Annotated in this window: 23 protein-coding genes; 14 read left to right on the plus strand and 9 right to left on the minus strand. The window is 62.6% G+C overall.

Going from position 1 to position 18888, the window contains the following annotated elements:
- Positions 1 to 6 precede the first annotated feature (6 nt).
- Complete coding sequence (gene ilvC, locus ABH933_RS00625) at positions 7 to 1008, plus strand: ketol-acid reductoisomerase (RefSeq protein WP_215918912.1); 1002 nt, start codon at positions 7 to 9, stop codon at positions 1006 to 1008.
- An 81-nt stretch (positions 1009 to 1089) separates the two neighbouring features.
- Here ilvC and ABH933_RS00630 read toward each other — a convergent pair whose 3' ends face one another.
- Both ABH933_RS00630 and ABH933_RS00635 read right to left on the minus strand, forming a co-directional pair.
- On the minus strand, positions 1090 to 1881 hold the full coding sequence (locus ABH933_RS00630; RefSeq protein ID WP_429413836.1) for an SAM-dependent methyltransferase: 792 nt from the start codon (positions 1879 to 1881) through the stop codon (positions 1090 to 1092).
- A 123-nt stretch (positions 1882 to 2004) separates the two neighbouring features.
- Positions 2005 to 2244 carry a hypothetical protein gene (locus ABH933_RS00635; protein ID WP_429413839.1) on the minus strand — a complete coding sequence of 80 codons (240 nt, stop codon included), beginning with the start codon at positions 2242 to 2244 and terminating at the stop codon, positions 2005 to 2007.
- Positions 2245 to 2819: 575 nt separating this feature from the next.
- On the opposite strand from ABH933_RS00635, the gene ABH933_RS00640 reads away from it, so the two are divergent.
- A complete protein-coding gene (locus ABH933_RS00640; RefSeq protein WP_429413841.1) occupies positions 2820 to 3440 on the plus strand; it encodes a DedA family protein in 621 nt (206 codons plus the stop codon).
- 451 nt (positions 3441 to 3891) lie between these two features.
- Here the strand turns inward: ABH933_RS00640 and ABH933_RS00645 are convergent, their stop codons facing one another.
- The gene (locus tag ABH933_RS00645) at positions 3892 to 4308 is read right to left on the minus strand and encodes a PPOX class F420-dependent oxidoreductase (RefSeq protein ID WP_429413843.1); all 417 of its coding nucleotides are present in this window, start codon (positions 4306 to 4308) and stop codon (positions 3892 to 3894) included.
- A 295-nt stretch (positions 4309 to 4603) separates the two neighbouring features.
- On the opposite strand from ABH933_RS00645, the gene ABH933_RS00650 reads away from it, so the two are divergent.
- Positions 4604 to 5842, plus strand: coding sequence for a DUF262 domain-containing protein (locus ABH933_RS00650; RefSeq protein ID WP_429413846.1), 1239 nt, complete (start codon positions 4604 to 4606; stop codon positions 5840 to 5842).
- Positions 5843 to 5855: 13 nt separating this feature from the next.
- Positions 5856 to 6476, plus strand: coding sequence for a HEPN domain-containing protein (locus ABH933_RS00655; protein WP_429413849.1), 621 nt, complete (start codon positions 5856 to 5858; stop codon positions 6474 to 6476).
- Positions 6477 to 6727: 251 nt separating this feature from the next.
- Here the strand turns inward: ABH933_RS00655 and ABH933_RS00660 are convergent, their stop codons facing one another.
- Entirely contained in the window at positions 6728 to 7612 is an 885-nt protein-coding gene (locus tag ABH933_RS00660) for an HNH endonuclease (RefSeq protein WP_429413852.1), read from the minus strand.
- A gap of 215 nt (positions 7613 to 7827) precedes the next feature.
- On the opposite strand from ABH933_RS00660, the gene ABH933_RS00665 reads away from it, so the two are divergent.
- On the plus strand, positions 7828 to 8475 hold the full coding sequence (locus tag ABH933_RS00665; RefSeq protein WP_429413855.1) for an HAD family hydrolase: 648 nt from the start codon (positions 7828 to 7830) through the stop codon (positions 8473 to 8475).
- Here ABH933_RS00665 and ABH933_RS00670 read toward each other — a convergent pair.
- Complete coding sequence (locus ABH933_RS00670) at positions 8472 to 9260, minus strand: hypothetical protein (RefSeq protein WP_429413858.1); 789 nt, start codon at positions 9258 to 9260, stop codon at positions 8472 to 8474. The two genes, ABH933_RS00665 and ABH933_RS00670, sit on opposite strands and share 4 nt — an antisense overlap.
- A 987-nt stretch (positions 9261 to 10247) precedes the next feature.
- Here ABH933_RS00670 and ABH933_RS00675 point away from each other — a divergent pair.
- Positions 10248 to 10745, plus strand: coding sequence for a hypothetical protein (locus ABH933_RS00675; protein WP_429413861.1), 498 nt, complete (start codon positions 10248 to 10250; stop codon positions 10743 to 10745).
- Positions 10746 to 10795: 50 nt separating this feature from the next.
- Here ABH933_RS00675 and ABH933_RS00680 read toward each other — a convergent pair whose 3' ends face one another.
- Both ABH933_RS00680 and ABH933_RS00685 read right to left on the minus strand, forming a co-directional pair.
- A complete protein-coding gene (locus tag ABH933_RS00680; protein WP_215918647.1) occupies positions 10796 to 11149 on the minus strand; it encodes a VOC family protein in 354 nt (117 codons plus the stop codon).
- A gap of 226 nt (positions 11150 to 11375) precedes the next feature.
- A complete protein-coding gene (locus ABH933_RS00685; RefSeq protein ID WP_429413864.1) occupies positions 11376 to 11810 on the minus strand; it encodes a nuclear transport factor 2 family protein in 435 nt (144 codons plus the stop codon).
- 206 nt (positions 11811 to 12016) lie between these two features.
- Between ABH933_RS00685 and ABH933_RS00690 the strand changes: the two genes are divergently transcribed.
- The 3 genes from ABH933_RS00690 (at position 12017) to ABH933_RS00700 (ending at position 13417) form a co-directional block, all read left to right on the plus strand.
- Complete coding sequence (locus ABH933_RS00690; protein ID WP_429413867.1) at positions 12017 to 12451, plus strand: ribonuclease domain-containing protein; 435 nt, start codon at positions 12017 to 12019, stop codon at positions 12449 to 12451.
- 268 nt (positions 12452 to 12719) lie between these two features.
- Positions 12720 to 13070 carry an MmcQ/YjbR family DNA-binding protein gene (locus ABH933_RS00695; protein WP_429413870.1) on the plus strand — a complete coding sequence of 117 codons (351 nt, stop codon included), beginning with the start codon at positions 12720 to 12722 and terminating at the stop codon, positions 13068 to 13070.
- A 32-nt stretch (positions 13071 to 13102) separates the two neighbouring features.
- Positions 13103 to 13417: a nuclear transport factor 2 family protein gene (locus tag ABH933_RS00700; protein WP_429413873.1), complete on the plus strand. Its 315-nt coding sequence runs from the start codon at positions 13103 to 13105 to the stop codon at positions 13415 to 13417.
- Between the two features lie 22 nt (positions 13418 to 13439).
- Here ABH933_RS00700 and ABH933_RS00705 read toward each other — a convergent pair whose 3' ends face one another.
- A complete protein-coding gene (locus tag ABH933_RS00705) occupies positions 13440 to 13913 on the minus strand; it encodes a DUF4352 domain-containing protein (protein WP_429413876.1) in 474 nt (157 codons plus the stop codon).
- Positions 13914 to 14018: 105 nt separating this feature from the next.
- Between ABH933_RS00705 and ABH933_RS00710 the strand changes: the two genes are divergently transcribed.
- Positions 14019 to 14360 (plus strand): VOC family protein, encoded by a 342-nt coding sequence (locus ABH933_RS00710; protein ID WP_429413879.1) that lies wholly within the window; start codon positions 14019 to 14021, stop codon positions 14358 to 14360.
- Between the two features lie 2 nt (positions 14361 to 14362).
- Here the strand turns inward: ABH933_RS00710 and ABH933_RS00715 are convergent, their stop codons facing one another.
- Positions 14363 to 15355, minus strand: a complete 993-nt coding sequence (locus ABH933_RS00715; RefSeq protein WP_215918651.1) for a GIY-YIG nuclease family protein — start codon at positions 15353 to 15355, stop codon at positions 14363 to 14365.
- 132 nt (positions 15356 to 15487) lie between these two features.
- Between ABH933_RS00715 and ABH933_RS00720 the strand changes: the two genes are divergently transcribed.
- From ABH933_RS00720 to mraY, 4 genes are all read left to right on the plus strand, one after another.
- Positions 15488 to 16030, plus strand: coding sequence for an NUDIX domain-containing protein (locus ABH933_RS00720; protein ID WP_429413883.1), 543 nt, complete (start codon positions 15488 to 15490; stop codon positions 16028 to 16030).
- 72 nt (positions 16031 to 16102) lie between these two features.
- A complete protein-coding gene (locus ABH933_RS00725; RefSeq protein ID WP_429413886.1) occupies positions 16103 to 16882 on the plus strand; it encodes a DUF4239 domain-containing protein in 780 nt (259 codons plus the stop codon).
- An 11-nt stretch (positions 16883 to 16893) separates the two neighbouring features.
- A complete protein-coding gene (locus ABH933_RS00730; RefSeq protein WP_429413889.1) occupies positions 16894 to 17730 on the plus strand; it encodes a hypothetical protein in 837 nt (278 codons plus the stop codon).
- Between the two features lie 80 nt (positions 17731 to 17810).
- Positions 17811 to 18887: a phospho-N-acetylmuramoyl-pentapeptide-transferase gene (gene mraY, locus ABH933_RS00735; protein ID WP_429413892.1), complete on the plus strand. Its 1077-nt coding sequence runs from the start codon at positions 17811 to 17813 to the stop codon at positions 18885 to 18887.
- Position 18888 lies beyond the last annotated feature (1 nt).

Below are 18888 nucleotides of genomic sequence, written 5' to 3' on the forward strand. Positions count from 1 at the left end.
GTCGAGATGTTCTACGACGACGATGCCGACCTGTCGATCATCCAGGGCCGCAAGGTCGCCGTCATCGGTTACGGCTCGCAGGGGCACGCGCACTCGCTGAGCCTGCGCGACTCGGGCGTCGAGGTCCGCATCGGCCTCAAGGAGGGCTCCAAGTCGCGCGAGAAGGCCGAGGAGGCCGGTCTGACCGTCGGCACCCCCGCCGAGGTTTCCGCGTGGGCCGACGTGATCATGGTGCTCGCCCCCGACACCGCGCAGGCCAAGATCTTCACCGAGGACATCGAGCCGAACCTGAAGGACGGCGACGCGCTGTTCTTCGGCCACGGCCTGAACATCCACTTCGGCCTGATCAAGGCCCCCGCCGGCGTCACCGTCGGCATGGTCGCCCCGAAGGGCCCGGGCCACCTGGTCCGCCGTCAGTTCGTCGACGGCAAGGGCGTTCCGGCCCTGATCGCCATCGACCAGGACCCGAAGGGCGAGGGCCAGGCCCTGGCGCTGTCCTGGGCCAAGGGCATCGGCGGCACCCGCGCGGGCGTCATCAAGACCACCTTCAAGGAGGAGACCGAGACCGACCTGTTCGGTGAGCAGGCCGTGCTCTGCGGTGGCACCGAGGAACTGGTCAAGACCGGTTTCGAGGTCATGGTCGAGGCGGGCTATGCCCCCGAGATGGCCTACTTCGAGGTGCTGCACGAGCTCAAGCTGATCGTCGACCTCATGTACGAGGGCGGCATCGCCCGCATGAACTACTCCGTCTCCGACACCGCCGAGTTCGGCGGCTATCTCTCGGGCCCGCGCGTCATCGACGCCGACACCAAGAAGCGCATGGAAGCCATCCTGAAGGACATCCAGGACGGCACCTTCGTCAAGCGCCTGGTCGCCAACGTCGAGGGCGGCAACAAGGAGCTCGAGGGGCTGCGTAAGCAGAACGCCGAGCACCCGATCGAGGTCACCGGTGCCAAGCTGCGTGGGCTGATGAGCTGGGTGGATCGCCCGATCACCGAGACCGCGTAAGGGTTTTCGCTGCTTCGAGGGCCCGTTCGCCGAAAGGTGAGCGGGCCCTCGGCCGTGTGACGATGCGGATGCTCGCGGCGGTCATGGTTTGCGGCAGATGCCGCCCAGCCAGACCATCTGGGTCGTGGGCTGTTCGCCGTCGAGCCAGTCCTGCACCGGCACCACCCCGCCTCCGAGGAACTCGAATCCGTCGAAGAATCCGGCCAGCTCGGTCCGGGAGCGGGAGACGAATTGCGTTGGACTGCCGACGTTGTGGGATGTCAACTGAGCCATGCCGGCCGGACTGACTTCGTCGGATGGGTGCGTGAAAGCCACATAGCTGCCCGACGGGATCGCGGTGCGGAACCGCGCGATGATCTCGGCCGGATGTTCGTCGTCCAGCACGAAGTGCAGGATGCTACACAGCAGGATCGCCACTGGCTGTTCGAAGTCGATCAGCGCGCCGGACCGCAGCCGGTCGATGATGTCGTCGGGTCGGCGGACGTCGGCCTGCATCGTCGTCACGCCCGGCGTGCCGGACAGAAATGCGTTCCCGTACGCGTGCACGATCGGGTCATAGTCGATAGACACCACCGTTGCCGCCGAGTCGACCTTCTGGGCGACCTCGTGCACGCTGGGTGAGGTGGGAATGCCCGCACCGATGTCGATGAACTGCCGTATGCCCGCCTCGGCAATCAGCTCAACGGCTTTCAGGACGAACTGCCGGCTGAGGTGGGCCACGGTCCGGCTGTCCGGCGCGATCGACAGCAGCCATTCGGCCAGAGCTCGATCCGCCGCGTAATTGTCCCGGCCGCCCAGGAAGTAGTCGTATACCCGCGCCGCGCTCGGCGTCGACGGGTCGATCCCTTCGGGTACTCGCTCGATATCCGACACCGCACCTCCTCTGGAGCTGCGCTGATCGTAACAAGCGATCGGTTGTCGGCGGCCCACCATCGCGAACGGCGGCCCGGCACCCTTCCCGGGTGCCGGGCCGCAATCCACGGATCAAGCGGGAGATCAGTCCCAGTCGGAGCCCGTGGGCAGGAAGTGCCGGAACCAGTCCGGGTGGAACCAGTGGTCACCATCCCAGCCGCGGTCCCAGCCACCGTGCCAGCCGTCGTGATCCCCGTGGCGATCAACCGGGGCGGCGGTCACCGGGGCGGCCGAGGCCGGGGCGGCCAGGGCGGCGGCGGGAGCCGCGATGATCGCGCCGGCCAGGACGGCACGCGTGAGGTTCTTGCGGGTCTTCGACAGCAATGCAAAATCCTTCCAACTCAACTGCAGCTTCGATGCGTTAGCTGCGGTGTGGGTGAGCGTCGCATGGGTATGCGGCGATCTGGACCCATCGCTAATATCTGGCATTCACTGGGGTCCGTTACAGCTGGATTGACTTCCGGAATGCGAAAATTCCCTGGTCTCGGGGTATGTCGGCGCAACTGGGAAGCGGGCCCAATTGTGACGATGGTTTGGGGGAATCGATGGTTGGAAGTTGCTATATCAGCAATGACTCGGCATCCCTGTTGGTTGTCGATCTGCTTGTTGTGCGTTGGCCACCCATTGGCGTGACGGCCGATAACCGCGCCTCTGGATCGGCGCTGCCCGACCGGCCGCCGGTTACCCCTTCCGCGCTCGTCGACATGCCGGGTCCGCGTGCCCCGGAAGGTGTCGCGGTCGGGCACGCCGTAGCTCATGTTGAGCGTGTGCGGGTGGTAGGACCAGCCGGCCTGCCCCGTTGTGCCGCTGGACCTGTAATTGAGCTGACGCCGAAGCGCCTGTGCGGTGTCAACGAATAGTGTGGGCGGCGGCGTCCGGCAGTGGATACCGTCGAGGGTATGAACTCGCTCGTGGAGCGGATACTGAGCTTCTCGCCGGTGTGGACCTACCTGGTCGTGGCGTTGCTGGTGTGCGCCGAGGAGGCGATGGTCTTCGGACTGCTGGTGCCCGGCGATACCGCGGCGGTCTTGGCCGGCGTCGCCGCGAACCGCGGACATCTCGACCTGCCGACCACCCTGGCTCTGGTAGTGGTGGCCGCGATCGTCGGTGCCAGCATGGGATTCGGCTTCGCCCGCTTCTACGGCGAACGATTGTTGCGATGGGCGATCTTCGAACGCTATCGCGACCGCCTGGACCGATCCGGCCGGTTCCTGGACCGCCACGGCACAAAGGCCCTGGTAGTCGGCCGCTTCAGCACCTTCTTTCGAACGATGCTGCCCCAGTTGGTCGGCATGTCCACGATGCGCTACCGACGCTTTCTCCTGGCGAGTACGGCAGGCGCGATCATCTGGGGTTCGGCGATGGTGATGGCCGGGTATGCGATCGGGCAGTCGTTCGCGGTGATTCTGAAACGAATCAACTCGTGGGTGGCGGTAGTGCTCGTGGTCGTCGTGGTGCTGGGGGTGGTGTTGTGGAAATGGCGCCGGCACCACCGGACCGAACCCAGTACCTCGGACTGACGGCCCGGCCACCCATTCACGCGGCCTCCCGAGCAGTGCCGAACAACGGCCCTGCCCCGAAATCAGTTGCCGCTGAACGATCCCGACTGCCATCGCGGATGGTGATGCCGGTAATGGTTCCACGAATCCCAGTTGTCCCGGTGGCTTCGAGGATTCCACCGGTTCCAAGGCCCCGGCTCAGCCCACGGATTGGTCCACTGATCGCGCCGCACCTGTGCAGCGGGCGAACTGCCAACCGTCGCAGCCTGAGCCGGAATCGCCAGCACGGCAACCGAAACGGCGCCGATCACGCCCGCCGCAACCAGACGTCTACTAATCGAAAACACGGTGACCCCTCTCAACTCGATTGCCCCGCTTACACTCTCGCGGGTTCCGAGTCGATGGTCACGGGTGCTGGCACGAGTTCCGGGTGAAACCATCCCGGAGGATGACCCCTCCTCCGGGGCAACCCCTATGCGACGGTCCGCGTTTCACCCTCAGGGTTGCCCGGATCGATATGCCAGCTGTGAATCCGCCGAGGATGAATCCGAATGATCTGATTCGCAAACCACTCCGGGGCCACCGGCGGAGTCTCGACGACCAACACTTCGGCCTCCCCGCGAATGATGACACCACGCCCCCAACCGGGCTTGACCTCGCCCGGATCGTCCGGGGTCATGTCATCCACCACGAAGCTGACGTTCGGATTGGCTTTGACGTTCCGGTACCGCTGCGAGTTCGGGTTGGGGCCACCGATGTCGATGGTGCCGTCGGGGTTGAGTTGGAAGCCGACGGGGGCGATGAGGGGGAGGCCGCCGGGGGTGACAGTGGCCAGGCGGCCGAGAGGGTGGGTGAGGAGGTAGGTGCGTTCGATCTCGGTGAAGGGCATGGATGCGATGCTATGACCTCAAGTGAGGTTGAGGTCAACAAGTGTCCCGATATGGCGAATCGTGGACTTATTTCGGGCTGAGTAAGGTAGAGCGCTTTAAAATACCTCCATTGAGCCTATGCTGTCTACCGTTGACAAATCGACTGATGTCATCAAGAATAGATTATTCGACCTATTTGGGTCGTAGGTCCGATATGATTCAGTGGGGAGCGCTTGATTTAATTAATCGAATCTTGGCGGTGCGACGTAAGTAGATGCTCATGTTCTCGCTCATCGAGACGAGGGAATGTGAAAATTGGAAGCCTATGAAAGGTCGGCGGTGGTGGTCATATTGACGAATGAATGGGATGACAAGGATGGAGATGAATCGGGTGGTGACGACAATCCGATCAAGTCAGAAGATATTGCCAATGCAGTGGTGACCGATACCGACTGGACTTCAGAGACAATTCTGAGTCAGCTAAAGAGGGGGAATATACAGTTAAACCCAAGGTTCCAGAGGCGAGATGCCTGGGATAAGACTAGGAAGAGTAGATTTATTGAATCGCTTGTTCTCGGTCTTCCTATTCCACAAATTGTTCTTGCTGAAGATAAGGAACGACGCGGAAAATTCATTGTCCTAGATGGGAAGCAAAGGCTACTTACGCTAAGTCAGTTCGCGGCGGGGTCGACCTTCGGAACTCAAGGGCTGAATGAAGGTTTCGAGCAGCTTTCTCTGGCCGGATTAGAGGTCCGGAAGGATTTGCGAAGGTTTACTCTCGACAAGCTCGATAGCGACCCGGCTCGTATTGATGATCTTAATTCATTTCTCAACCAGACCATACGCACGGTGGTCGTACGCAGCTGGCCTAATGATGAGTTCTTGAATGTAGTTTTCTTGCGATTGAATACCGGCAGTGTCAAACTTTCTCCGCAGGAGCTCCGGCAAGCGCTTCATCCGGGGCCCTTTACGAATTATCTGGATGACAAGTCCGCCGATAGTGTATCTCTGAAGCGTGCCCTGAACCTTACTAAACCAGACTTTCGCATGCGGGACGTGGAGGTCCTTCTCCGTTTCTATGGATTCTACTTCAGACTCAATAGCTATACGGGTAATTTGGCGAGATTTTTGGATGATACGGTGAAGGATCTGAACTCCCGATGGGAAAAGTCGGCCGACTCAATCGAAATAGCGGGAAAGGAATGTGACGCTGCGATCGATGTAACATTCGACATATTTGGCGACGACGCATTCACAAGATGGTCGGGCGAGAAATATGAAGGCCGCTTCAATCGCGCCGTATTTGACATTATGATCTACTATTTTATTTCTGCCGATATTCGAGATCGTGCGCGTGATAATAGGCTTGAAGTGAAGCGCAGATTCGAAGAGCTTTGTGAGACCGATCATCGCTTCGTCGAGTCCATTCAAACTACCACTAAGACCCCGGAAGCGACGCACAGGCGCCTGGAGCGGTGGGGTAATGTCTTGTCGACGGTGCTTGATACCGAGTTCCGCATACCCGAACTCGTCGACAATCGGATCGTTAAATAGATGGGTATTTCGGATGCCGACGCAGCGATATAATCAGCTATCGCGCCGAATTACTGAGTTGCGAAACAATTTGCTCCCCAGACACTTCTCCCCTACGGGGCAATATCCAAGTCGGGTGCACGATCGTACTCTGTCCTTTCGGGTTTTAGTGCACGCTGAGTTTGAGTCATACATCGAGGAGAGCGCGCAGGTTGCGCTTAATACAGCGTTTAGGTCATGGAAGAAGAGTAGAACTCCATCTAGATTGCTGGTTTCACTGTTGGCATACAAGGAGAGAACTGAAGAGGAGCCGTCGTCCATAATCGCTCCACCTCAGAAGCGTTCGCCGGATTTACATGCGCGTGTCGATCAGGCTCGAGATGACTTCTACCATTATATAAGGTCGAAGAATCATGGAATAAAAGAGAAGAACCTGCTCCGAATTCTACTGCCACTTGGAGTGGAGGTGGATGACATCGATATAAGCTGGCTCCATACGGTCGATGCGTGGGCGACTCAGCGCGGTGAAACCGCCCATCAGGGCAGGAAGGTGAATTGGCAGCCGGATCCGGAGCAAGAATTAAAACGGGTTCGAATGATACGCGATGGTTTCGGACAAATCGATGGAATGCTTATTCAGTTGGCTAAGAAATGATTTGCATTGACGTCCAGTTGAATTGTAATTCTAATAGGTGTGAGGCTTCGGGTTTGAGTCCTGTGGTTTGGCTGCCCCTCAGGACCATTCCTTCTACCCCGGTCGGCGCTGAATCGGCGAGGACAGGCCGGTCGGTCTGTCCTCGCCGACTTTTACGGGTCACCAAGCCTGGGGCTTACCCTGCTAGATTCCATAGACTGGGGTTTGGATATGGAGCTTATTGAGATGAAGCCAGCTCTCGGCGTAGGTGATCAGTTAGCTTTCAGGAAGTCGGCGAACCGCTCCTCCAATCGCTCTCGTGATGGTCGGTCTCTTCTTTTCGATGGTACGAATAATTGCCTGCCGTCCATCTCCTGTAGCCCGTGTTTGAGCATCGGACCGCCCTCGTCTTTCAGGAGCTCGGGACTGATGACGACTTCGTAGTCCGGGTTGATTCCGAGGAGGTTGGAATCGTATGCGGCGTGATGGATTTTGCATAGACTCAGGCCGTTGTCGACTGTCGGGGTGCCGTGTGGCTTTCCGTCTGCAATGATGTGCGCCGCATCGAGTAGTTGGGGATGTTTGAGATTGCAGATTGCGCACTGTGATTCGTAGGCGCGTAGGACTTTCCCTCGGAACTCTGGCTGGTGGAGCCGTTGGTTGACGATGCGGGCCGCGTATTCCTTCTCCAGGGGCTTGGGGTTGATCGGGTTGCTTATCGACCGAAGCGCTTCATCGACGGCGATGAGGAACCGCCTGTTCTCGGCGTCGTCCTGGACGACATACACCGGAAAGATCGGAACGAAGATGCCGTCGGAGATCTTTCTGAAGAGGATCATAGGTAGCCTGAGTTCGAAGGCGCTTCGAAGTTTCCGATTGTCGCCGTCGGTGTTGCCCTCGCGGTAAGAGTATGCGAAGAGGCCTCCGGGCAGCTGCTGGTCGGGGTACTTGCCGTTGGGATCCGACAATATGGAGAGGGTTCCGTTCATCTCGGCCGGATTTCGGATCCCTCGACTCCAGTCGACGAGATGAAGTACCGCGCCGTCGATCTCAAAGTTCCAGAGCTGTTGACGTGTCACAAATTCGTGTTCGCGCACCATCCGCCTGAGACGTTCGAAGATGGCTTCGCGCAACGCTCTTTCGGCAATATCATCCACATGTCGAGCTTTCCATACCTGCACTCGCCGGTGTTGATCTGTCGTGCTGAGAGATATCAAAACGACACTGGGCAAGTCGCCCGTCACTAGGTGGCGGAAGTTGGATGTAGGCATGGGCCTATCTGCAATCCGGTGTGGTCGGCTCCTCTGCAGCGAGTCGTGCGTACCGCTGGCCGTAGGCTCAGGTTTGTACTGGTAGTCGGCGCGCGTAGGAGGTGATCGTGTTGATCAGGTCGGTCGTCTTCGATGTGGGGGAGACGCTGCTGGACGACACCCGGGAGTTCGGGGCCTGGGCCGACTGGATTGGTGTTCCTAGACACACGTTCTCAGCGGTGCTCGGGGCGATCACTGCTGCTGGGCGGAACAACGCGGAGACGTTTCAGTACTTTCGGCCTGGCTTCGATGTGGTTCGGGAGCGGGAGCTTCGTGAGGCGGCCGGGCGTGGGGAAGAGATCCAGGAGGGGGATCTGTATCCGGATGTTCGGGCCGCGATGTCGGCGTTGCGGGAGCGGGGGGTGTGGGTTGGGGTGGCTGGGAACCAGACGGTTCGTGCGGCTGAGCTGTTGAGGGCTTTGGATCTTCCGTGTGATGCGATTGCGACATCGGGGGAATGGGGTGTCGCCAAGCCGGATTCGGCGTTCTTCGATCGAGTTGTCGAGTTTGCGCCTGGTGAGCGGGGAGAGATTCTGTACGTGGGGGATCACCGGGACAACGACGTGATTCCGGCTCGTGCAGCCGGTCTTCGGTGTGCGTTGATCCGGCGGGGGCCGTGGGGGTATTTGTGGTCGGACGAGGTCGCGGCCGATGGACAGGCTGACTGGGTGGTTGGTTCCCTCGATGAGCTGGTCGAGGTCATTGGTTAGAGGCTCAGTCGGGTCAACATGTCTCGTACCTGCGGGTGACTGTTGGTGTGCTGGGGTGCAATCGAGCGGGCCGTGTTGATCGCGGTCAGCGCCTCGTCATGTCTGCTCGCTTGCAGATTGGCGCGGGCGACGTCGATATAGAAGTGCGAGCGGCGCTCGGCGGGCACTTCGGCACCGGGCGCCCAGGCGCGCGCGACAGCGAGTGCGGTATCGATGTCGCCGAGTTCAACGCTGAGGGAGACTCGGTGGATTCGAACCGATGATTGTCCGAATGCTGTTCCGAGGTAGGCCGCTTCGGGGACGTTCTGTGCTGCGCGCTCGGCTTCGACCAGATGCGCGCGGGCCGTCTCGGTCAGAAATTCACGCCCGGCCACGACCGCAGCGCGCATATGCAACGCGCCGAAAGTTGCTGCGGCGCGGATCGAATCAGCTGGATTGACAGAGTCGGCGGCGCGCTCGAGGAGCTTTCGTCCGGTTGCGAACTGATGGTTGCCGAAGAAGAGTTCGGTGCGGACATATGCAGTGGTGGCGGCAAGCAGGTCGTCATCGGCAACGTCGTTCATCATTGCGATGATGCGGGCGGAGAGATCCGGATAGCCGTACTTGTCAGCGATTGCATCGGCCGCTCGGTATGCCTGTACCAGAAGGGAATTGACGCCGGCCTCGGGCTGCTGCAGGCGTGCGCGGTGTAGCTCGTCCAGTAAGGATGGCAGCTCGCAGGCGAGGCGCAGGTAGTTCGAATTGAGTCGATCGACGATGATCGAGGCAACTGCTCGGCGCAGCAACGCCAGCGACCGGATCGGTCCGTCATCCGGGATGTCGTGGGAGTCCAGGGCTCTTCGCAGATCTGGGAGGCGTGTCGCGACGGCGGTGGCCGCGCTGTCTGCGTCGGTGGTCGACAGTTGCCGAGCGGTGAGCCCATCTCGGAAGCGCTCGAGTTGGTGTTGGTCCAGGCGCCGCAGCACAGTATCCATCGCGGATGCGAATTCGCGGACGAGGGTGATCGTCTCGCCTCGGCCTTCCCATTTTCGGACCACGGCCTCGCTGCAGCCGAGTTGCTCGGCGAACTCGCGCTGCGTGATGCGCAGCGCGTCAGTGCGAAGTGCCCGAACTTCTCTACCCGTCCATCTGGTCACGCTCATTGCGATCTACACCGCCTGCGCTCGCCGGTCCGTATCTGCAGCGTAGAGGTTCCGTAGCTGCCGTGTGGCTTCATCCGCGTGCCACTTCGAGCGAGTCTTGAAGCAGCCCCGCCGCCGGGTCGATGATGCCCGCTCCGGGCATCGGATGCCACCAACCCGTATCCGAGTGTTCCTCGGCGGTGGGTGCTTTCCAATAATCTGGGAGGAATTCAGAATGGTGCCGAACGTTATTCATCCCTTCGCATTCGCATCGGGTCGGACCGGATGGGATACCTTCGAGCACCCACCCCACGGTGCATCGTCGACTGGTGCGCCGATCGGATTGCGTGGCGCGATCGGATATATCGACAGCTCGCTGCCCGGGTGGCCGGACAACGAGGTGAGCGTCCAAAAGCACGCGCTGCAGCGTGATTATAGGCTAGTGCGACTCGTGCTCTATTACGGTGTTGTGGTAGAGGATTCGTCCTCGCGGCTGCTTTCGGTCGTACGTGGGTACAGTGTGGACGTCATCATCACTCCGGACCTCGGTCATATCGGTGAGCCCGAGTTGTTTCGCGAGATATGCAACATCGAGACGGTGTTCCCCTCCACCGTTTGCCTCCGAGCCCGTATCTCCGGTCGGCACGAGCGGTGAGCGATCTGCTCGCCATGAACACGGTCGTGCCGTGGGGCGTGGGGGACTGCGCTTCAGCGGCTCGAAGTCGATCGTGTGAACTGAGTTACGGTGCTACGAAATCATTTCAGCATCAGCGCTATTCGCTGGATTCCTCCGATGCCGCGATGGACATGGTGTGGAGTTGGGGGACGGTCCTGTCGCTTCTGGCGACACTGGGTGTAGCAGTCGTCGTAGCGGCGATGGCCGCCTGTTTGTGGCCGAGTATAGATACGGTGCGCCGCGCTGATGAGTCGAATATCGACGAGAGCGTGTTTAGAACTGAGCACACAGAGATGCGTTCGTTGCTACGGATTTACTCCACGCCTGCGCAGTTGCTCGAAGTCGACGCGGCTCATCGGTGTATGCAAGTGCACCTGAACTGCGACCCTGGTGGTTGCAGGCAGAAGGCGAAGGCCATGAGCGCATTGGAAGCGGCGGGCCGTATGACTCGCGACCGGTCGCGGCGGTTATGAAGGACGAGGTTATTTCGCTCGAAGTGGACGGATTCCGGCTGTGCTCAGAATCAGTAATACTCGACCAGGCAGAATTCGTGGTCTTCTGGATCGGTCATTACGACAACCACACCCTGGGGGTACTCGTGTCGCTCGCCGGTGTGCCGGCCGCCGAGGGTGATCACCTGGGCGATGCCCTCGTCGATGTTGTCTACGGCGATATCCAGGTGTAGGCGGACCTTGCCGTGTTTGGGTTCGGGGACGGGTTGGAAGATTAGGCGGGGGTGGGGGTCGTTGGGGTGGCCCAAGTAGATCCAGCCGGGTTCGGAGGGGCCCTGGGGGCGGTTGAGGAGGGTGCTCCAGAAGGTGGCTACTCGGGGTACGTCTAGGCAGTCGATTGTTACGCCGATCCAGCGGTTCGTCATTTCGTCAGTATTCCTGTGCGGTCACCCTGATCGGCGGGTGTGGAGCAATCATCAGGTGCAGCAGCCTCTTTGACGCCTTCGAGGTGGTGTGGATCGATGTCAGCTACCGATGCCGCCTCGAATCGACGTTGTGCTGGGCCCTGTAGCTGCGAGTTCGGCACTGGACGCTGGAAGTCACGGCGGCGCAGCAGGTTTCGCAGCCTAGGCCCCGTGATCGGGATAGAAGTCACTTGGTGCAGGCCGCGGCGATGGAGACGCTGTTCTCGTACAGGTGGTGCCGGGTGATGCGACCGTTCTCAACGGTCAGGCGCAGTGCGAGGGGGCCCCCGAATGATTTGCCGGTGGCACGTACGGTTCCGGAGAGGTGTCCGAAGAGGACGGCGTCCGTGTCGTCGATCAGGCAAGTGTCGATACTGGCCTGGGCGTCCTGGGAGACGGTGTGGGCCATCAACTCATCGAACTGTGCGGCGCATTCGGCGGCGGTCCGACGCGGCCTGATCCAGGGGACCACGGGATTCTCGGCCAGCCGCCAGTCGACCTCGTCGGCGAACAGGGCGGTGAGTTTGTCGGTGTCGCCGTTGGCGCGGGCGGCGAGCAAGGCGTCGACGGTGGCTCGGGTGGCGTCTGTTGCTGTGGTGCCGACTGCCTGTACACACGACATTCGCATGGCGTCGGCGCAGGGGCGATTATCTCGGAGGTAACGCCTGCTGGTTGTCCCACGCCCGCCGACGTAGCGGTCCCACGGCTCGGTGCCGGCAAACGACACTATTTCGGCGATGTTGGCGATTCATTCACCCCGGGATGTCAGGCTGACAGCTCTACGGAGCACCAACAGTTGGTGTGGGGCAGTTGAGGATAGGGGATCCCATGTCGTCGAAACGATTGCAGTCCAAGGCTGTTGCGTCGCTGGCCGCCGTGGTGCTGGCCGGCCTCACCGCGATGTCGGTGCTGCTCGGCGGGGCCGATGCCGTGCGGACGCCGGGGATTACCGTGGCCGCGACCCAGATTCAGCAGGTGGGCTGCGCGATTCCCGATCGTGCGTGGCAGACGTTGAAGTTGATCGATGCCGGGGAATGGCCGCCGAACGACGGGTCTGGTACCAAGGGCGGGACCACCTGGACCGATCGTGAAGGGTCGCTGCCGCGCACGGGGGCCAATGGGAATCCCGTGCACTACACCGAGTGGGACGTCAACGAGAAGCAGCCGGGTCAGACGCGCGATGCCGAGCGGATCGTTACCGGTGATGACGGAACGGCCTGGTACACAGGCGATCACTATGCGAGATTCTGCCAAATGCGTTGACGCGCTGGTCCGCTGTGGGTAAGGCTGAGTATGCGCGGCAGCTCGGCTCCGGCTCAGCCGTGGGGCAGCGCAATCTGGGGTCGAACATGGCAGTGCCATCCGGGCCATCACTACATCTGGAGAAGGTCGGCGTGATCGCTGCACGTGTGCGCCGGTCGGCCCCGGTAGTGCTCTGTGGCGGAAACCGGGTTCGGTCTGTAGCTGCCAGGTGGATTCCGTCGCCCTAATCGGGCCGGAATATGTCGGTGCCCCCTGCGATCATCGGCAGGTGATCACAGTGGACGGCGTACGCGACGTGGCGGTGCGACTGCCGCGCTCGTATGAGGTGATTGTGCGCGATCGCATCAAGTTTCGGGTGGGGCGGATCGTGTATGTCGCCTTCTCGCGGGATGAGACCGTCATGGGGTTCGCCTATCCGAAGGAGGAACGGCCGGCGCTTATTGCCGCGGAACCGGAGACGTTCCTGATGCCGCCAGTGTCGGATCAGCGGTACAACTGGGTGGACTGTTCGATGGCAGCGCTGGACGAGCACCGGATGCGCGAGCTGGTGGTCGATGCCTGGCGCATGGTGGTGCCGAAGTTTCTGCACGACCATCCGAGTACGAGTATTGGGCGATGACGGTTCGGTCCCAACAATCGGGAGGTCGCACGATGTCTCTACCTCAACTCGACCCCGTGGTGTCGAAGTTCGTCGATGCGGTGAATGCGGGAGATCAGAACGCCTTTTACGACGTCCTCACCGAGGATGTCGCGATGTCCGACGACGGTAGCGATCGGGACGTCGCGAACTGGGTGAGCAGCGAGATCTTCGGCACGAATGGCCGGATGGATGTCGAATCGGTGACCGATGGCGGGCGGGCGTTGGTTGCGCAGTTCACCAACGACCGCTGGGGTGCGATGCGCACGGCGTGGCGTTTCACTGTCGACGGCGACAAAATCTCTCGCTTCGATACCGGCCAAGCTTGATCGGACGGCGGACGGGCGGCCGCTAGGTGGTCAGTTGAATTACCGTGCCGCACACCGTATCCCGCAGCGATCGGGCGGTAGTGGTCGTCGGGATGTCGTACCAGAGCTCGACTTCCAGGCGGTCGCCCGCGCCGATCTCCACCGCATCGGGCTGGCGCTTGATGCGCATCGCGTCCACGCTCGTTGGATATTCGGCGCCGGCGGCATCCAGGAGCCGATAGTCCGAGGTGCGGGTCGTGTGATAAGTGGCGTCGGAGTTGGTGATCGCCACCCGGATCCGTACGAACTGGCCCTTGGGATCCCACTCGGCGTGGGTGCCGATCACATAGCCGATACCCGGCTGCACGACCAGGGGCGTGACGGTCAGCTTTGCGCAGTCACCGGGCGTGCGCGCATAGGGGGTCGTGGTTGTGACGGGTGGAGGTGTTCGGACCGGCGCGCTCGTGCAGCCGGTCAGCAGGACACTCCCTGCCAGCAGAACGAGAAACCAGCGCACCTGCCAAGAGTAGATCCACCCGGCGGACCACACAGCGGATCCACGATTGATACACCCGAACCCGCACAGCGACTGCCAGGTCTCGAAACCAAATAGCATGAGGCCATGACCCTGTACCTGTTCGCGGGAATTCCGGTGCGTAATTTCACCGCGGCCCTGGCCTGGTACGAGCGCCTGTTGGGCATGCCGCCCTCATCCTTTCCGCATGACACCGAGGCGGTCTGGGAGCTCGCCGAATATCGGCTGATGTACATCGTGCAGCGCCCGGAGGACGCCGGCCATGCCGTGCACACGATGATCGTCGAGGACCTCGACGCCCGCGCGGCCGAAATCGCCGGGCGGGGACTGGAACCCGCGAAGCGCGAGACTTTCGACAATGGAGTCCGCAAGATTACATACTACGACCCGGACGGCAACGAGATCGGGTTCGGCGGACTGCCGGGCTGAGCCTACTGCTCCTCGCCGAAATCCATCTGTTGCCGATACGCCTCGGCCAGCACGTCATCGGCCAGATCCGGGTTGTGGTTCTTGGCGTAGCGCGATACCCCGCGGCGCATCATCCGGATGTTGAGGCTGTAGGCCAGGTCGAAGAAGTCGTGCCCGCCGGTGACCGAGTCGACGTTGATGTCCTCCTCGATGAGGTCGTAGAGGCCGAAGACCCAGGACCAGACCCGCTGGTTGCGGTAGGTGCCCGGGAGCGCGTGGAACAGGTCGCTGTCGATGCTCAGGTCCTCATCGGTCATGCCCTGGGGCACATCGACATTCATGCGAATCGTGGTGTAGAGGCTGCCGTCATCCAGCTTGCTCTCCGAGACGAACAGCGTCTCCAGGTTGCCGCAGCGCAGGGTCATGAGGCGGCGGCCGTACTTGGAGCGGGTGGGTAACGCGGAGATATTCCACAGGTAGCGTTGGGTATTCACCGGATCGGGGACGGTTTCGTTGATGTAGAGCGCGATTGCGGCGCGCAGCGCGGGATAGTCGTTGTGCCGGTGCAGTTCCCAGTAGCGCAGCCGATGCTCCGAGGTGGCGCCCGAATCGACCGTCACCCGTGCGGTGCGGTTCCAGGGCAATACGATCTCGCGGGCCCGCTCGGCCGTGACGTCGTCGTCCTTGTCGTCCGCGGATAGGTACACCCACTGCTTGTTGCGCAGTTCCTTGGTCTGCTCCAGCAGTTCGATCAGGCGGTCCTCGGCACGGTCGAGATCGTCGGCGGGCCAGGGGGCGAAGTCGAGCGTTTCGATGTCGTTCCACATCCGGGCGTGCGCGGAGAATCTGGCCGCGACATTGACCGATTGCCCCACGTAGGCCTCGCCGTCCGCGAAGTGCAGGACGTACAACCCGCACAGGGTCGCCTCGGCGGCCAGGATCGGCGTGACGGTACCCAGGCCGGACACGGTGTAGCACGTGAATCGGTACTCGGGCTCTGGTCCATCGTTCGCCATGCCACATCGATATCAGAGTTGCCTGACGGCGGGGTAATTTTGGGCGTCGATCAGGGCCTTTCGACGGGGTTGCCGCAGGGCGATTCCAAAGGTCGGCGCGGTGAGGCGGCGATATGAGATCGTGGTCGGCGAATGGGTACGGTTTCCGGAAGTGAAGCCCTCGTGGTGAGGGCTGGTGAGGTCGGTGTGGGCATGCATGCCTCGTTCGAGCAAACGGATTACACTCCAGAGGTTTTCGCCCGACCGTGGTTGGCCGCAGGTGCGTTGTTCGTGCGCGAGGAGTCGGTATTCCTGGTGCACAAAACCTATGGGGACGACTGGGACATCCCGGGGGGCTTCGTCGATGTGAGTGAGGCGCCGGTCGAGGCGTGCCGGCGGGAGATCGCGCAGGAGCTGGGCATCGCGCGCGTGCCGCGGCGGCTGCTGGTCTGCGATTGGTCCCCGCACGACGGGACCGACCGGCTGCTGTTCGTCTTCGACTGCGGTGAACTCGGCGACGAGTCCGCCGTCGTGCTGCAGGACAGCGAGCTGGATCGCTGGGAGTGGGTGCCGATCGCGGCCCTCGAGGACTATGTGGCGCCGCGGCTGGCGATCCGCCTGCAGCGGGCCTATGCGGCATACCGCGAGGGCGGCACGGAGTATTTGGAGCGCGGCGAGCCCGTACCGGCCGACTGAGACCCGCCGGGGCGACACGCGGCCGGCGGACGGCAACACATCCGGGGTCACCGGCCGCCACGAATACCCGGCATGACTCAGGAACTGATCGTCGCGGTCGCGGCGGCGATCCTGGCGATGGCCGTCTTCGTGATCGGGGATCGGTTGCGCCCCAAGTCCTGGCGCCACACCGGCGACGAGGCCGCGGGCACGCTGGTGCTGGACCTGAGCAAGACGTTCTTCACCGCCGTGGTCGCCTTCGTGGTGGTGATCTGCTGGCAGCAATTTCAGAACGCGCACAGCCACACCGTCACCGAGGCAAAGGGATTGGTTGACGCCTACTGGGCGGCGCACTTCATGCCCGAGCCCGATCAGCAGCGGATCGAGGGCCTGCTGCAGGCCTACACCCATCAGGTCGTGAGCCAGGACTGGCCGATGATGAACCAGCACGGGCGGCTGAGCCCCACCGCGCAGCACACCCTCGACACCGCGCGCGAGGCGGTGACGGCGGTCCGCTCGACCGATCCGGTGGTCACCGATCAGCGTTCACGGGCCCTGGCGAGCCTCGAGAAGGTCGCCGAGGCGCGTAGCGATCGCACGCTGGACCAGGGGCACAGCATTTCCGGATTCCTCAATGTCGTGCTGCTATTCGGCACCGTCCTGCTGCTGCTGAATCCGGTGCTGTCCGGGGTGCGGGTGAGCTGGCGAAGTGTCGTGATGACCGGGCTGCTCGGGGTCGTGGTCGGCTCGGCACTGCTGGAGATCCACAAGCTCGATCAGCCCTATGCCGGTGTGGTCGTCGTCTCGCACGACGCCTTCGACCAGGCTCTGTCACGGTATCAACAGATCAGCTCGGTGACCGGCAACGAATGAGGTTCGCGCACATGGCATCCGGAACAGGCGCGCTGAAGAGAGGTCTGGCGGCCGCAGCCGTGCTGGGCCCGCTGGGCCTGGGCGGCATCCCAGCGGCCGCGGATCCGCCCGTGCCGCCGCCGGGGGCCTTCGCCACCGGGAGCAGCACGACCGGATCGGGCGGCTTCGCCTCCGGCAGTGGCATTGTCGCGAGCGGAAGCGGTAACCCGGGCCCGCGGGACAATGCCCTGCGACTCGGCCCGATCGCTGTCCACACCTCGCCGCCGCGCATGCCGCAGGTCGGGACGGCACCCGTGCCCGCCCCGCCCGCGCGCGAGGTCGCCGCCCCGGATGCCTCATGGGCCCATACGCTCGGCCTGAACTCCGGCAGCGTCGGAACCGCCTGTGCCGGAAGCGCCGTCGCCGACGGCAGCGGAATCCTGCTGGGCCTGTTGACCGGCAGCGGTCTCGTCGGCCCGGGCACGGTCGGTGTCGGGTCCAGCGGATCGTCGCTCGGCAGCGTCGCGGTGGGCAGCGCCCTCACCGGTAGCGCCCTGCTGACCTGCCTGCTGCTCCTGCCCGGAATCCCGCCTCCTGCACCGGGGCTGCCGCTGCGCATTCCCATGCCGATCCCGTCGATCCCGCCGATCGCCCCGGTCCGCATGCCCGCCCCGTTGCGACCGCCACCGCCCGCGATCGTGCCCGCGCCGTCGCGAGTCGTGCCCGAGTCCGAGCCCATCGCCGAATCCTCGCCGCCCGCAGCGCCTGTCGCGTGGAACGTGTTGGAACTGGTGACGGTGTTGGTCGTCTCGGTGATCGCGGCGTACCGCGGCCGGACCTCGGGAGGTGGTCAGCGGGCGCGCGCCTAGGGCGCGGCTTTTCGCCATGGTTACCATCGGTGCAGTCCGCCGGAGTAGTCGGCGGCAGCAACTCGGTGGTTCGGGGGCGCATGAAGCAGGTTCTGTACGCGGCGATGATCGCCCTCGCGGTCTCGATCACGTTGACGCCGCTACTGATCAAATGGTTCGCGCGCACCAATGTGCGACAGGAGATCCGCGTCGACGGCCCCGCCAGCCACCAGTCCAAGGCCGGGACACCGACCATGGGCGGCATCGCGATCCTGATCGGGATGTGGGCCGGATACCTGGGCGCGCACCTGATCGGCGTGAGCAACCATCCGCCCGGAATCACCGCCTCGGGCCTGCTGGTCCTGGGCCTCGCGACGGCGCTGGGCGTCGTCGGATTCATCGACGATCTGCTCAAGGTCCGCAAGCGCCGCAATCTCGGGCTGACCGCGTCGGGGAAATTCATCGGGCAGATCTCGGCCGCGCTGATATTCGGCGTGCTGGCCTTGCGTTTCCCGGGCGCCACCGGGCTGACCCCGGCCAGCCGGCACGTGTCCTACGTCCGCGATATCAACACCGTGTCGTTCGGCGTCATCAGCTTCCTGGTCGCGGTCTGCTTTCTGGTGGTGGCCTGGTCGAACGCGGTGAACATCACCGACGGCCTGGACGGGCTGGCCGCCGGGTCGATGAGCCTGGCGCTGTGCGCGTACGTGGTCATCACGATCTGGCAGTACCTCAACGCGTGTGCCGCCCGGCCCCGGATCGGCTGCTACGACGCGCGCGACCCGCTAGATCTGGCCGTGGTGTGCGCGGCGGGGGCGGCGGCCTGCATGGGATTCCTGTGGTGGAATGCCGCCCCCGCGCGGATCTTCATGGGCGACACCGGGGCGCTGGGCCTGGGTGGAATGCTGGCCGGATTGTCGATCACGACCCGGACCGAACTGCTGACGGTGGTGGTCGGGGCGCTGTACGTCATGGAGATTTCCTCCGTGCTGCTGCAGATCGTGGTATTCCGCACCACCCGCAGCCGGCTGTTCAAGATGGCGCCCTTCCATCACCATTTCGAGCTCAGCAAGTGGGCCGAAACGACGGTGATCGTTCGTTTCTGGGTGCTCGGTGGGATCGCCGCCGCAGTGGGCCTGGCACTGTTCTACGGCGAATATCTGCATATGGTCGGCTGAG

Source organism: Nocardia sp. GP40 (assembly GCF_050434125.1).
Lineage (GTDB): Bacteria > Actinomycetota > Actinomycetes > Mycobacteriales > Mycobacteriaceae > Nocardia > Nocardia albiluteola.

What these genes read in the sequence shown, in the direction of transcription:
- ilvC (WP_215918912.1), top strand. Translation starts at nt 7, where the DNA reads ATGTTCTACGACGACGATGCCGACCTGTCGATCATCCAGGGCCGCAAG.
- ABH933_RS00640 (WP_429413841.1), top strand. Translation starts at nt 2,820, where the DNA reads ATGAACTCGCTCGTGGAGCGGATACTGAGCTTCTCGCCGGTGTGGACC.
- ABH933_RS00645 (WP_429413843.1), bottom strand. Translation starts at nt 4,308, where the DNA reads ATGCCCTTCACCGAGATCGAACGCACCTACCTCCTCACCCACCCTCTC.
- ABH933_RS00655 (WP_429413849.1), top strand. Translation starts at nt 5,856, where the DNA reads ATGCCGACGCAGCGATATAATCAGCTATCGCGCCGAATTACTGAGTTG.
- ABH933_RS00680 (WP_215918647.1), bottom strand. Translation starts at nt 11,149, where the DNA reads ATGACGAACCGCTGGATCGGCGTAACAATCGACTGCCTAGACGTACCC.
- ABH933_RS00685 (WP_429413864.1), bottom strand. Translation starts at nt 11,810, where the DNA reads ATGTCGTGTGTACAGGCAGTCGGCACCACAGCAACAGACGCCACCCGA.
- ABH933_RS00690 (WP_429413867.1), top strand. Translation starts at nt 12,017, where the DNA reads ATGTCGTCGAAACGATTGCAGTCCAAGGCTGTTGCGTCGCTGGCCGCC.
- ABH933_RS00700 (WP_429413873.1), top strand. Translation starts at nt 13,103, where the DNA reads ATGTCTCTACCTCAACTCGACCCCGTGGTGTCGAAGTTCGTCGATGCG.
- ABH933_RS00710 (WP_429413879.1), top strand. Translation starts at nt 14,019, where the DNA reads ATGACCCTGTACCTGTTCGCGGGAATTCCGGTGCGTAATTTCACCGCG.
- ABH933_RS00715 (WP_215918651.1), bottom strand. Translation starts at nt 15,355, where the DNA reads ATGGCGAACGATGGACCAGAGCCCGAGTACCGATTCACGTGCTACACC.
- ABH933_RS00720 (WP_429413883.1), top strand. Translation starts at nt 15,488, where the DNA reads ATGGGTACGGTTTCCGGAAGTGAAGCCCTCGTGGTGAGGGCTGGTGAG.
- ABH933_RS00725 (WP_429413886.1), top strand. Translation starts at nt 16,103, where the DNA reads ATGACTCAGGAACTGATCGTCGCGGTCGCGGCGGCGATCCTGGCGATG.
- ABH933_RS00730 (WP_429413889.1), top strand. Translation starts at nt 16,894, where the DNA reads ATGGCATCCGGAACAGGCGCGCTGAAGAGAGGTCTGGCGGCCGCAGCC.
- mraY (WP_429413892.1), top strand. Translation starts at nt 17,811, where the DNA reads ATGAAGCAGGTTCTGTACGCGGCGATGATCGCCCTCGCGGTCTCGATC.